Source organism: Bradyrhizobium sp. 6(2017), assembly GCF_011058295.2.
Lineage (GTDB): Bacteria > Pseudomonadota > Alphaproteobacteria > Rhizobiales > Xanthobacteraceae > Bradyrhizobium > Bradyrhizobium septentrionale.
Genome location: NZ_CP049289.2, coordinates 5,888,227 through 5,901,011, shown reverse-complemented (window position 1 = coordinate 5,901,011; position 12,785 = coordinate 5,888,227). Strand labels below are relative to the sequence as shown.

The window sequence follows — 12,785 nt, the reverse complement described above, 5'->3', positions numbered from 1 at the left end:
GGCTTTGCGTCAAAGCATCAGCTTGTAGCCGATGTGGCTGCCGGTGAATCCCAGCCGCTCATAGAAGCGGTGCGCATCGGGGCGCGCCTTGTCGGTCGTGAGCTGCACGAGGTTGCAGCCTCTCGCCCTGCATTGCGCGATCGCCCATTCGAACATCTGCTGGCCGACGCCTGAACTCCGGTGCGTCTCCGCAATCCGGACCGCTTCGATCTGCCCGCGCCAGGCGCCCAGCCGCGCCAATCCGGGGATGAAGGTGAGTTGCAGCGTGCCGATCACCTCGTCATCCGCGGTCGCCACGACCAGCAGCTGGTTGGGATCGGCGAGGATGGTATCGAATGCATCGATATATCTTGGGTTCGGCGGCGAGCTCGCATCCTCGCGCTGCTGCCCCAGGACGTCGTCGGCGAGGAGCGCAATGATCGCCGGCAGGTCGGCGCGTCGAGCCTGGCGGAAAGCGATTGATGTCATTGAGCAGGATTTCCACAGAGACGAAGTCGGACACCTTACAGGCTCGCGCAGGCTATGGACATCCAGCTGGGTGAAAATGAAATCCGCCGGCCTTTCGGGCCGGCGGATTGGTGTGTCGCGAGGTGCGGTCGTCAGTGGTCCCAGCCGCCGCCGTGATCCCAGCCGCCGCCATGATGATGGTCGCCGCCGTCGAAGTCGAAGAAGTCGAAGAGATCGCTGAGCGCCGGGCTGTTGACCGGAACATAGGGATTATTGGGCGCCGCAACCGGGTTCGGGAAGTTGTCGCGGCTGCGATGGGTGATCGGCTGCAGGTCCCAGTTCCGCTCGATGAATTTGACGATCGAGACGTGATCGGCATATTCATGCGAGATGTGGCCCTGCCGCGCGAACGGCGACACCACGATCAGCGGAATCCGCGTGCCGTCGCCGAAGTAATCGAGCGGCTGCACATAGCCTGAGTCGAAGTAGCCGCCACCCTCGTCGAAGGTGATGAAGATCGCGGTATCCTTCGCATAGTCGGAGGCCTCGACCTGGTCGACGATCTTCTTCGTGAAGCCCTCGAACAGGTTGAGCTTGGACGACGACGGGTGACCGTCGGTGAAGCCGCTCGGCTTGACGATCGAGACCGCCGGCAGCGAATGCTTGGAGAGGTCGGAGTACAGGTCAGACGAGTCCTTGATATGGGCTGCGACCTGGTCCGGGTGCGACATGATCGAGGTGTCGTACTGGAACGGGTTGCAGATGTTGCAATACTCGTCCGCGTTCGGACCGGCCACGCCCCAGTTGAGCTGGTAGGGATCGTTGACGTAGTTGTTCCACTGGTCCCCGTAATACTTCCAGGAGATGCTGCGCTCGTTCAGGCTGTCGCCGATGCTCTTGCGGGTCGACGGCGGGATCGTGAACGCCGTGTTGGACGGATTGGTGTCGGTGTAGGCGTTCTTGCCGTTGCCGAAATAACCCGGATTGTAGTTGTTCAGGAGATAGTAGTGGCCCGGTTCGCAATTCGCGTTGATCCGGAGCCCCTTCAGATAGTCCAGGATCGGCTTGACGCCGGGCTGGCTCGGATCCGAGCAGTCGCTGTAGGAACCGCCGCCGGACACCGGACTCGTCTGGTAGGGTGCCGGGAAGCCACCATTGCCGCCGGCGCCGTAGCCGTCCTCGGTGTACCAGTTGTTGGTGCCCGAGGCCGGATTCGGGTTCTCGATCTGATGCACGATGCCGGCGTCAGGCGTGCCGCCGAACACCTGCGTGCCATTCGGCGGCACGGCGGCGTTGCCATAGGTGTCGCTGAAATAAAGCATGTCGGCATGACCGAACATGATGTGGTTGGCACCGGTGCCGCCGTTGACGGACTGGTGGAAGTTGTCGCTCATCGCGTATTTCTGCGCGAGAGACGTGAAGTACGGCACGTCGCCCTTCTGCACATTGTAGAAGCCGAGCGCCGTCGAACCTTCGCCCGTGGTCGTCGCCGTCGGCGAATAGTCCGTCGAGAAGTTGGAGGGCTGCGCCGCGCCGTTTGCGCCGGCGCCGACGGTCACCTCGACCCAGGCGAACAGATTGCCGCCGCAGCCCGACGGATTGTCGCGGCTGGCCGCCGAGTGGTTGCAGTTCAGCTGCTGCCACATCTGGTAGAAGCGATGCACCGGGCTTGCCGAATAGGTGTCGTAGGGCATCGTGTCGCTGTTGGTGAGCTGGAACGGACCGGCCGGCAGCGCGCTCACATTGGTGATGCGTGCGTCGGGGGTCGCCGACGTCTGACCGGTGCCGCCGGTCAACAGGTATTGGTAATACTCGGACGGCAGGCCGGATTCTGATTGCTGCGCCAGCGCAAGCGACGCCTCGCAGCTGGTGATCGGCGAGCTGCCGCATTTGTTGGGGATGTAGGAGACCTTGGGGCCGCCGACCAGCGGAGCCGGCAATTGATCCCTGGGGAAGGTCTGCTTCGGTGGGCTCAGCAAGAACGCATCGTTCAGGCCGGTATCGGTCGCGGCTTGCTGATGCGCCTTTTCGAAGTTAGGCCCGGGGATCGCGTTCTTGTTGTGATCGAGCTTGACGATGCCCTGCGAGAGCAGGTTGAACACGCTCTCCTCGTGCCGCTCAGGCACATAGGTCGCGAACACGTGGTCGAAGCTGCGGTTCTCGCCGATGATGACGATCACGTGCTTGATCGGCGACCGGGTCTCGTGTCCACCGTGATGGTTCCAGTCCTCCGCCAGCACCGGGCCGGCGGTGAACTGACCTAGCGCAAGCGCGCTGAGGGTAAGGCGGCATCCCTGCAGCCAACGTGACCTGTGCTTGTCGCGCATTAAAGCTCTCCTTTTTGCAGATTAGGCGGTTTGGTGGAACTTGCAGTGTCTCGCGGCACGACCTTGATCCGTCCCATCATGCCGCCGTCCTCATGTTCGAGGACGTGACAGTGGTAGACAAAGGTGCCAACGATGCTGGGATCGCGAAAATCCATGCGCAGGCGCACGCTCGGATACTTCAGCATCCGGCCGTTGTAGTAGGGCACATTGACGGTATCGCGCAGGAACGGCTCGTTGACGGCGACGCCGGACCAGTCGAGCAGCTGGAAGTGAAGCTGGTGGATGTGGAAATCATGCAGCTCCATCGAGCGGTTCTCGATGATCCAGTCCTCGACGTCGCCCTGCCGCACGGTGACGTCGGGAATATCAGATTGCGGATCGAACGGCTTCGGCGTCTCTCCGTCGAGGGTCATGAAGAACTTGGTCGGGCTGTTCGGGTCGTTCGGGTTCTCCGGCTGCTCGGAAAAGAACAGTTTTCTGACGCGCACTGGTGCGACGTCGCCGACCCACGGTCGGTCCGGTTTCCGCAGCGGCTCGGCGTGCGCGGGCAGAGCGGCCTGCGGTTCGCTCGCATTGACTGAGGTCGTGATGGCCACGAGCGCGCGGTTGGGGTCGTTCTCGCCGGCGGGCCCGGTGTCGACCGCGCGCGTCACCAGCAAGGCCTGCGCGCCGGCCGGCGGTCCTTCGACGATGAATTCGGCGCGCGCGCCCGGCGGCAGGCCGATATGGTTGACCCATTGCACCGAGGGCGACGGGCTGCCCTCGAACTGCAACGGCACCCCATCGAGCCCGACGATGCCGATCTGCTGCGGCGCGCGGCCGACCAGCAAAGCCAGGTTGAGATAGGTGATCGCGGACGCGTTCAGCACGCGCCAGAGCTGCCGCTCGCCCGGCTTCATCGTGAGCCCGGCCGGCGGATAGTTCGGATAGGGCACCGGCACGAAGTTGACGGAGAGATCCTTCGACGGCTTGCCGAATCCGGTGCCGGAATTGGCGACGTCGCCATCATTGTCGAGCTGGCTCTTGGTCATGACCGGCTCGAATTTCGACGGCGGTGCATCCGGATTGACCAGATCCTGGTCGCGGATCACGAGCACGCGCTCGGGGAGGCCGGCCAGCGACGGATCGGCGCGCTCGATGCCTTCGATGATCAGCGCGCCGGAGGCGCCGCCGAGCACCTGGGTCTTGCTGAAACCGTGCAGATGCGGGTGATACCAATAGAGGCCGGGCGGCGCGTCGTCCGGGATGCGCAGGCGATACTCGAACGGCGCATCGTCGGGCTGGATCGAGGTTTTCAGAACGTCATCCTGGTGGCAGACCGGCGGCACGGTCAGCCCGTGGAAGTGCAGATTGGTCGAAATCGGCGTCATCGCGCCGCTCGCGCAAACGTCGGCTTTCGGTCTCGTCGTGCAGATCGGTGCGCCGGCGAGTGGGCGGTCGATCGCAGGCGTTGCCGTGTCGAGGTCGACCAGGTCGTTCTTGAAATGGATGACCAGCTGATCGCCCGGCCTCACGCGCAACGTCGGCGATGGCTTGCCGTCCGGTGTCAGGTAGCAATAGCGGCTCGTTCCATCCGGCAGCTTCTGATCGTGGATACTGAGGTCGGTTTCGAGCACGCCGTCGCGGCTGCGCAATTCGGCGGGTTCCTCGAGCGCGCTGCCGGGCTCCGGCCGTGCACAAACGTCCTGTTGCGTTCGCGGCGCGTCCTGCAAACCCGTTGCGCCGAGCCAGGCGGTCATGCCGCTCGCAGCAAGCCCGAGGCAAGCCGCAGCGATGACACAACAAGCTGTCGAAAGTCGTCGTGCCACGCCGCCCTGCCAATACGTCGACATAGGCGCGCAAACGCGCAACCGACGCCATGCGTGACGTCAGTCCACGTCTTGCGACCGCAATGGTCGACAAATGCTTCTGTTTGGTATCGGAAGGCTAGCCGCGCGTTGTTGCCGAAATCTGGCAGGTTTTTAACACGCAGATGACAGCTTCTTGCGGCACTTCGACGCAGAACGCGAGCAGGATGTTCAAACTTGCTGAGCGATCAATCGGATGGACCATTCGCCGACGCAATTGCGGAGAAGGCGCGACGCGCCGGCAGCCGTCGGATATTTTTTCGTCGTCGCCGATTCTGTCATGTGCCGTCGTGCCGACGGCGGTTTGGTTCCAGCAAACCGCCGAGGCCGCAATCTCGCGCTACCCCGCGGCGGCCGTCGACAGGAAGTTGGCGTCTTGCTCGACGGGCTCGCCCAGTTCGTTCTCCCATTTTGCAACGACGGCGGTTGCAACGCCGTTTCCGATGACGTTGGTCATCGTCCGTCCCATGTCCAGGAAGGCGTCGATCCCGATCAGCAGGACCAGGCCGCCCGCCGGCAGGCCAAAGGTGGGGAGGGTGGCGGCGGCAACGACAAGCGACGCGCGCGGCACGCCGGCGATGCCCTTGCTGGTGATCATCAGGAGCAGCAGCATCGCGATCTGGGTGGTGAGCGGCATCTCGATGTTGAAGGCCTGTGCGACGAACAGGGCGGCGAAGGTCTGGTACATCATCGAGCCGTCGAGATTGAACGAATAGCCGAGCGGCAGGACGAAGCCGGTGATCCGCTCCGAGACGCCGAACTTCATCAACTGCTCGATCATCTTCGGGAAGGCGGCCTCGCTGCTGGACGTCGAGAACGCGATCATCATCGGTTGCCGGAGCAGGCGGAGCAATTCCTTGATCGACCCGCCGAGCACGACGCTGCCCGCACCGATGATGATCGCCCAAAGCACCACCAGTCCGAAGTAGAAGGCGCTGACGAACTTTCCATAGGTGACGAGGACGCCGAGCCCCTGCGTGGTGATGACCGCGGCCATGGCTGCGAACACGCCGAGCGGCGCAAAGCGCATGACGTAGTCGGTGAACTTCAGCATCACCGGAACGATCTGATCGATCGACCGCGCGATATCAGGGGCAAGCGTGCCTTTGACCGCACTCAGCGCAAAGCCGAAGAACATCGAGAAAACGAGGATCTGCAGCACCTCGTTGCCGGCCATCGCCTGGACGACGCTGATGGGGAAGACGTGGGCGGCGAAATCCTTGACGTTCAAGGCGCTGGTCTGGACATTGGCCGTGGCATTCGCATCGGGCAGCGCAAGACCGAGACCGTGTCCCGGCTGGAGCAGGTTCGCGAGCACCAGCCCGACCGAGAGCGACAGCAACGAGGCGGTGATGAACCAGGCCAGCGATTTGACGGCGATGCGTCCCACCGCACCGCCGCTGGCGCCGAGGCTGGAAATCCCGGAGACGATGGTGGCGAACACCAGTGGTGCGATGATCATCTTGATCATGCGCAGGAAGATGTCCGACACAATCGCGAAATAGCCGGCGATCGCCTTGGCTTGTTCCGGGTTCGCGAGAACGTTGCACGCGTAACCCACGGCGATGCCGAGAAACAGGCTCACCATGATGTACGTGGTCAGCCTGTTCGGGGTCTGGACTTTGCTGCCTGCCTGCATGACGTGATCCTTCGCCACCGGAGAGTAGCGGCATCCGAGCTGTGGCGCGCCGTTCCGGCGTCTCGGAGTGCCGCTAGAGCATGATCCGGGAAAGTGGAAACCGGTTTTCCGACAAGATCATGCTCAAACAAGGAGATTGAACGGAGAGCCGATCCGGCTAACCGAGCTTTGACAGAACGGCCGTACGGGCCTGGCTTGCTGGCGCGTTGCGGGCGCGGATCGCCTCGATGAGGCGGTCGATATCTTCAGTGGTGTTGAACATGGCGAGCGAGACGCGGATGCCGTCGCGCTCGGGCGAGACGCGGATGCCGTTCTGCGTGAAGTAATCCAGCCATTCGGCAGCCGGCAAGGCGATGACATAGATGTGCGGCGCGCGGTGCTGCCGCTCGCGCGGGCCGACCAGACCGACATCGAGCCGATCGAGCCGTTCGATCAGGTAATCGCCGAGATCGAAGCAATGCTGCTGGATCTTCTCGATCCCGACCTGGTTGATGAGATCGATCGCTGCGCCCAGGGCCTGGATGGCCGGAAGGTTGAAATTGCCGAGCTCGAAACGGCCCGCAGTCGCGGGCAGGGCCATGTTGTCCGGCCTGGCGATGAAGTCGAGCGGCGGTTCGGCGAGGCTTGCCGCCGCGAGATAGGCCGGCTCCAGCTCGGTCCGCGTCGCGTCCCAGTAGAGCAGGCCGAGCCCTTGCGGCACGAGCAGGCCCTTGTGCGTGCCGGAGCCGATGAACGTGGCCTTCATGGCCTTGGCGTCGATCGGCACCACGCCGATGCCCTGCATCACGTCCACGACAAAGTAGAGCGAATGCTGCGCGCAGAGTTGGCCGACGCTCTCCACATCGAAGCGATGACCGGCGTGAAAGGTGACGTGCGACATCGAGATCGCGCGCGTCCTGTCGTCGATATGCGGCCGGAAGCTCTCCGCGTCGATGATTTCAGTCATCGGAATGAAGATGATCTCGACGCCCTTCTTTCGCAGGTTGAGGAAGGCGTAGGCGTTGTTGGGATGATCGCCGTGGATCATCAGAACCTTGTCGCCGGCCCGAAGCGGCAGCGCGTTGGCGGCGATGTTCATGCTCTCGGAGGTGTTCTTGGTGAAGGCGATCTCATGCGGCTTGGCCCCGAGGAAAGCAGCAACTTTCGCGCGGGTCTCTTCCAGGCGATTGAGCCAGATCTGCTTGGGGCCCGCATTCTCGAAGCCTTCCCAGAGAAAGCGTTCGTAAGCCTCCTTCACCGGACGGGACAGGGGCGTCTGAAAGCCGCTGTCGAGATAGACCACGTGCTCGGCGGCTGGAAAGGCCTTGCGAACGGCTGATAGGTCGTAGTGCTGGCGCATGATCACTCCGGTGACTCGGGCATGGGCTTTGGGCACGGCAAAACATTCCGCCGGATAGCCGGCGGCGGCGATCAGTGCTGGTGATGGCGAAGTGGCCTTGATGCAGACTTGGAGAGAGCTGCCTCAATCGTGGTCAGCTCAATCAACTGCCCAGAGGATACACAGGATTTGCCCGAGATCGAGTTCAAATTCAAAAAATGAGAGTATTCATTCCGAAAAGTGAGAATCTATCAGGTCTTCTTCATAATCCTGTAGGATGGTTTCGGACAGCAGCGCTGCCGCCTCCTGCAATGGAGCGATGAAGGCATCGAGCCCTGCGAAGCCGACCCGCGCGGCAGGCACTGAAACGCCCAGGCATGCGATCAGATCGCCGGCCGGCGAGACGATCGGCACGGCGCAACCCACGACACCCTGCACGAATTCCTCGTTGGTCTTCGCCCAGCCTCTGCGCCGTGTCTCGTCAAGCAAAGCCAACAACGCGTCGGGGTCGGCAATCGTCGTCGGCGTGTAGCGGACGAGGGGGAGCGATTTGACCAGCCGCTCGCGGACCTTCGCGGGCAGCCGGCTCATGTAGATCTTGCCCGTCGACGTACAGTGGAGCGGAGCCGCTTCGCCGGGATTGAACTGCAACGCCTGCTGTTGCTTGGAACGAACGCTGTCGACATAGACCACGACGTTGTCGCGGACGACGCCGATCTCGCATTGTTCGCCGATGCGGTCGGCCACTGCGCTCAGCACAGCGTGGCGGCGCACGGTGCGGAACGCTGCGCCGATCGTCTTGGCGGCCAGCGTCACCAGCTTGCTTCCGACCACGTAGCGCTTGGTCCCGAGCGCCTTCTGGATAAGGCCTCGGGTTTCGAGATTGCCGATCAGCCGATGCGCGGTCGGAAGTGGAAGGGAGAGCGCGGCGGCGATCTCGGCAGCCGACAACGCCTTCTTCTGTTCGGCAACGAAGACCAGGATCGCGATGGCCCGATCCAGCGGCCCGTCGTTGGAACTGTCAGGTTCGTTGGCCACGATCCATCCCTCTGCGTCGATACCGCCCTATAGCTTCTACAGCAACGCAGACGCTTGCCTAGCGCCTGAACTGGGTCAGAAACAGTCGCAACGAATCATGTGGGCTCTCGACATCAGAGATCACCCAGCCGTCGGGACCGTTGACGACGATGAAATTGAGCGTGACCGCGCGGCCCTCATTGTCGAACGTGACAGTCGCATCGGTCCGGTCGAACTGCCTGCGCAGGATCGCGATCGAGATCGGGCCGATCCGCCAGCTCGGGCTCTGCACCAGGAAATCGTAGGGTGCGTCGTGCAGGGCGGTCCAGGCCGCGCGCAGGGGGGAATCGAAGAATTGCCGGGCGGTTTCCTCGTCGCGCGGCAGGCCATTGGAAAACGCCGCGCTGCCCTGTCCGTAATGGGCGTAGACGTTGCGGATCAGCGATTCCGGTGTGCGGAACCCGGCCTCGGCGCCGGCGGCTCCGAAGGCCACCGCAACGAGTGAAAAACCCGCGAGGATATTGACCCGTCCCATCAGCTTTATTTGCCGTTGCTGCTGACATATCTTGCAGGGAAATCCTTCTGAGCGAAAGCCTGCCGGCGTAATGCTGGCTACAGCGGCGCACTCGAAAGCGCAAAATACAACGCAAACAGGAAGCCTGCGACCGTCGGCAGCACGATGACCGATCCACCCTGATGGATCGCTTCCGGGATCATGGCGTGCGCGACGAGGGCAAGTACCGCTCCGCCGGCGACCGCCTGCAAGAAGGTCGAAACCAGCGACGGGGAGTTGCCGATCAGGTCATGCCCCGCCACCGCCGAGACGATGCCGGCGACCACAACGGTCGACCACAGCAACAGCACCGTCCCTGCGCTATACCCTGCCTTGCGAAGTATCGCGGCGCTTGCGGCCGCCTCCGGAATGCCGCCGATGAACATGCCGAGGATGAGGCTGAGCGACAGCGTCTGCATTCCATCGAACTTGGCCCCGATCACAAGGCAACCCGGGATCGTGTCCAGGATGTTGCCCAGCACGATCGCCAATCCCGCGCCATGGCCGGTCTTGACCCGCAACGTGTCCGACTCGCGCCGGGTGAGGTGATGGACGTTGCTGGCGGCGATCGCGGCCCAGGTCGCGGGATTGACCCCACTGGAGCTGAGGTTGCTGATGGCCCGTTTGTGACTGAGGCGCCTGACGGCGGCTCCCAGGTCACGATCTTCGTGGATCAGCCGCTCGTAATCGTCCTTGCCGATCCGCAGCAACTCGGTCGTTATCGTGGCGCGAATCGTCGCGCTGCGTGGATTGCCGGTCAGAAGCGCCATCTCCTCCAGGATCTGGCCCTCCGAAAGCTGCGCGATCGGCTTTTCCGCCGACGAGGTGTTCTCACCGCGATCCGGCAACACGGCGACGTTGCCATGCTTGACGATGTAGAGCGCATCGCCCTTGTCGCCCGCGCGAAACGGGTCGTCGCCTGCGTTCAAGGTCCGTACTTCAATGTACGGCAGCAACGCTTCGATGCGCTCCGGCGGAAGATGGCGCATCAGATCGGATTTGCTGAGCAGTCCGATCAACTCTTGCGAGCTCTTGCGCTTCTGATTGACGGCGAATTCGTAGAAGCGGGTCGGCAGGCGGACCGCCGCGCCGCGCTGCTCGAGGAACATCGCGCCGCAATAGTAGATCACCGCGCCGAGCGCGAAGCCGCCGCCGACGAATTGCCAGGCCTCGGTCCGGCCGAATTGCTGATGCTGGAGGGCATGGACGCTTTCAAGAGCAAGCTCTATGGCGAGCGCACAGATCAGCGAGCCCGCCGCGAAAGCCAGCAGCGTCGCCAGCACACTCTTTGGAATCCGCACCCAGAGACCAAGAAGCGCGCCGAGCATCGTCGATGATGTCGTGACAAAGCCGACGAAGGCCACGGCGGCTATGTCAACAAATCCGGTCATCGGCCCCGAGAATGCTCTCATCGGCACCGTATCGAGCCTGCTTATAGGAAATCGATATGAATCGGCCGGGGTCCGTATAGGCATGACATAGGAGCCTGCAGAATTCAGGTTGCGGGGCGATCATATCTGATGCATCTGGAACGAGACCTGCGGCGCGGACGTTTGTCTGCAGCAGTTCAATCGTGCAGGGAGCGACAGTCTTGAGACAGCGGGCTCGCCTACGACCTGTCGAAATCAATTCCGCGCCGGAGCGCGCCTCGCCGAGCGAGCCTGGCGTAGTGGCAGCGAGCGTCTACGTCAGCGGGCGACGGGTTTCCGATATTTCGATCGAGGAAGCCGGCGAGTGGTCGAAGAAATCCGGCCATGTGGTCTGGATCGGGTTGCATGAGCCTGACAAGGCACTGCTCGAGCGCGTTGCGGCGCAGCTGGACCTGCACCCCCTGGCGATCGAAGACGCCTCGACTGCACATCAGCAGCCAAAGGTCGAGCAGTACGACGACGCGTTGTTCGTGGTGGCGCGCACCGCGCAAATCGTCGATGACGAGATCGCATTCGGCGAGACGCATATCTTTGTCGGAACCGGCTACGTCGTCTCGGTGCGGCATGGCGCATCGAGCTCTTACAAGGCTGTTCGGGCTCGCTGCGAGTCGTGTCCGGCTTCGCTTTCGCAGGGCGAGGACTACATCCTCTACGCCATCCTGGACTTCATCGTCGACAATTACGGACCCGTTATCGAAAGCGTGCAGATCGAGGCAGACGAGCTCGAAAAGGAAGTGCTGCAGAGGTCGCTCGTCCGGCGGGAATTCGACCGCTTGTACAGGTTGCGGCGGGATCTGCTTAGTCTGCGGCGCGCGGTCGGTCCGGTGGTCAACGTCTGCAAACGGCTTGAGCATGCCGATCTGATCGCGATGGACAAGGAAATGAAGCCGCTGTTCCGCGACGTCCTCGATCATGCCAAGCGGGCCGAAGAGGATATCGATTCGCTCCGCGAAATTCTGGCCTTCGTCTTCGAAGCCAGCATGATGGCCGGACAGGCGCAACAGACGGCGATCACCCGCAGGCTGGCGGCATGGGCCGCGATCCTCGCCGTGCCGACGGCGATTGCCGGCATCTACGGCATGAACTTCGAGCACATGCCGGAGCTGAAGTTGGAGTACGGCTACTACTATGTGCTGGCCGGTATCCTCGGCACCTGCGGTCTGCTCTATGCGCGTTTCAAGCGTGATGGCTGGCTTTAGCCACATCCGCTTCTGCCAGACAATCCGGGGTCATCGGACGGGCCGGTCAACGGAACCCGGGATCGGCGGTGGCTGCTTCGAAAACCGCCGAGGCGGGCGAAAAACCCGCGAGGATATTGATCCGTCCATCAGCTTTATTTGCCGCTGTCCCTGACATATCTTGCGGGCAAATCCATCTGAACGAAAGCTGGCCGGCGCGATGCGCGAACTGTTTGACGAACCCGCAGAACAATCCCCGCTCGATCCGCAGGAGGCGGTGCGGCGCCACATCCGCACGCCCCGGCGCAAGCGTTTCTACACCGGCGCCGGCGTCACTGACGCAGACGGCGGATTTGCGATCACGCTCGACGGCAAACAGATCCGCTCGCCGTCCGGCAAGCCGATCGTGGTGCCGACGCGCGCCATTGCGGACGCGGTCGCGGCGGAATGGAATGCGCAGGGCGAGACCATCGATCCCATGACCATGCCGCTGACGCGGCTTGCCAACAGCGTGATCGAGGGGGTGATCGATCGCGTCGACGAGGTCGCCGAAGACGCCGCAAAATTCCTCGGCAGCGATCTGCTGTTCTATCGCGCCGGCCATCCGGATTCCCTGGTGGCGCGCGAGGCCCGGCATTGGGACCCGATCCTGTTCTGGGCCGCCGATGCGCTCGGCGCCCACTTCGTGATGGCCGAGGGGGTCATGCATGTCGGCCAGCCCGAGCCCGCGATCAGGGCGGCGCGCGCGGCGTTCCCGGCCGATCCATGGTCGGTCGCGGCGCTCCATGTGGTGACGACGCTGACCGGCTCGGCGCTGCTGGCGCTGGCCTTGATGCACGGTGTCCGCGACGAGGACCAGATCTGGGCCGCTGCGCATGTCGACGAGGACTGGAACATCGAGAAATGGGGCGTCGACGAGGAGGTCGCTGCCCGCCGCGCCGCCCGGCGGGTCGACTTCAAGGCCGCCGCCGGCGTCCTGAGGGAGCTCAAGCCGGCTGCCGGTTAACGAGGGGTTTACGGCGCCGGGCT

The 12,785-nt window shown here is 63.1% G+C and carries 10 protein-coding genes; 2 read left to right on the top strand and 8 right to left on the bottom strand.

From position 1 onward, the window contains the following. Positions 1-9 precede the first annotated feature (9 nt). From G6P99_RS27790 to G6P99_RS27755, 8 genes are all read right to left on the bottom strand, one after another. A complete protein-coding gene (locus G6P99_RS27790; RefSeq protein ID WP_029081734.1) occupies positions 10-468 on the bottom strand; it encodes a GNAT family N-acetyltransferase in 459 nt (152 codons plus the stop codon). Positions 469-599: 131 nt separating this feature from the next. Then, a complete protein-coding gene (locus G6P99_RS27785; protein WP_165124066.1) occupies positions 600-2,774 on the bottom strand; it encodes an alkaline phosphatase family protein in 2,175 nt (724 codons plus the stop codon). Further along, positions 2,774-4,513 carry a multicopper oxidase family protein gene (locus tag G6P99_RS27780; protein ID WP_051346353.1) on the bottom strand — a complete coding sequence of 580 codons (1,740 nt, stop codon included), beginning with the start codon at positions 4,511-4,513 and terminating at the stop codon, positions 2,774-2,776. The genes G6P99_RS27785 and G6P99_RS27780 overlap by 1 nt, the downstream gene beginning before the upstream one ends. 448 nt (positions 4,514-4,961) lie before the next feature. After that, the gene (locus G6P99_RS27775) at positions 4,962-6,260 is read right to left on the bottom strand and encodes a dicarboxylate/amino acid:cation symporter (protein WP_029081733.1); all 1,299 of its coding nucleotides are present in this window, start codon (positions 6,258-6,260) and stop codon (positions 4,962-4,964) included. Between the two features lie 157 nt (positions 6,261-6,417). After that, positions 6,418-7,599, bottom strand: a complete 1,182-nt coding sequence (locus tag G6P99_RS27770) for an aminotransferase class V-fold PLP-dependent enzyme (protein WP_084518499.1) — start codon at positions 7,597-7,599, stop codon at positions 6,418-6,420. Positions 7,600-7,806: 207 nt separating this feature from the next. Further along, positions 7,807-8,616, bottom strand: coding sequence for an IclR family transcriptional regulator (locus G6P99_RS27765; RefSeq protein ID WP_029081731.1), 810 nt, complete (start codon positions 8,614-8,616; stop codon positions 7,807-7,809). A gap of 58 nt (positions 8,617-8,674) precedes the next feature. After that, the gene (locus G6P99_RS27760) at positions 8,675-9,130 is read right to left on the bottom strand and encodes a hypothetical protein (protein WP_051346352.1); all 456 of its coding nucleotides are present in this window, start codon (positions 9,128-9,130) and stop codon (positions 8,675-8,677) included. A gap of 77 nt (positions 9,131-9,207) precedes the next feature. After that, positions 9,208-10,539: a cyclic nucleotide-binding domain-containing protein gene (locus G6P99_RS27755; protein WP_165124059.1), complete on the bottom strand. Its 1,332-nt coding sequence runs from the start codon at positions 10,537-10,539 to the stop codon at positions 9,208-9,210. Positions 10,540-10,739: 200 nt separating this feature from the next. Between G6P99_RS27755 and G6P99_RS27750 the strand changes: the two genes are divergently transcribed. Together G6P99_RS27750 and G6P99_RS27745 are read left to right on the top strand one after the other, a co-directional pair. Next, on the top strand, positions 10,740-11,777 hold the full coding sequence (locus G6P99_RS27750; protein WP_035977005.1) for a magnesium and cobalt transport protein CorA: 1,038 nt from the start codon (positions 10,740-10,742) through the stop codon (positions 11,775-11,777). Positions 11,778-11,976: 199 nt separating this feature from the next. After that, on the top strand, positions 11,977-12,762 hold the full coding sequence (locus G6P99_RS27745; protein WP_029081727.1) for an ATP12 family chaperone protein: 786 nt from the start codon (positions 11,977-11,979) through the stop codon (positions 12,760-12,762). The last annotated feature ends 23 nt before the right edge of the window (positions 12,763-12,785 follow it).

Excerpts from the sequence above, each read along its gene's own strand:
- G6P99_RS27785 (WP_165124066.1), bottom strand. The coding sequence starts at position 2,774 with ATGCGCGACAAGCACAGGTCACGTTGGCTGCAGGGATGCCGCCTTACC.
- G6P99_RS27780 (WP_051346353.1), bottom strand. The coding sequence starts at position 4,513 with ATGACCGCCTGGCTCGGCGCAACGGGTTTGCAGGACGCGCCGCGAACG.
- G6P99_RS27775 (WP_029081733.1), bottom strand. The coding sequence starts at position 6,260 with ATGCAGGCAGGCAGCAAAGTCCAGACCCCGAACAGGCTGACCACGTAC.
- G6P99_RS27790 (WP_029081734.1), bottom strand. The coding sequence starts at position 468 with ATGACATCAATCGCTTTCCGCCAGGCTCGACGCGCCGACCTGCCGGCG.
- G6P99_RS27755 (WP_165124059.1), bottom strand. The coding sequence starts at position 10,539 with ATGACCGGATTTGTTGACATAGCCGCCGTGGCCTTCGTCGGCTTTGTC.
- G6P99_RS27760 (WP_051346352.1), bottom strand. The coding sequence starts at position 9,130 with ATGGGACGGGTCAATATCCTCGCGGGTTTTTCACTCGTTGCGGTGGCC.
- G6P99_RS27745 (WP_029081727.1), top strand. The coding sequence starts at position 11,977 with ATGCGCGAACTGTTTGACGAACCCGCAGAACAATCCCCGCTCGATCCG.
- G6P99_RS27770 (WP_084518499.1), bottom strand. The coding sequence starts at position 7,599 with ATGCGCCAGCACTACGACCTATCAGCCGTTCGCAAGGCCTTTCCAGCC.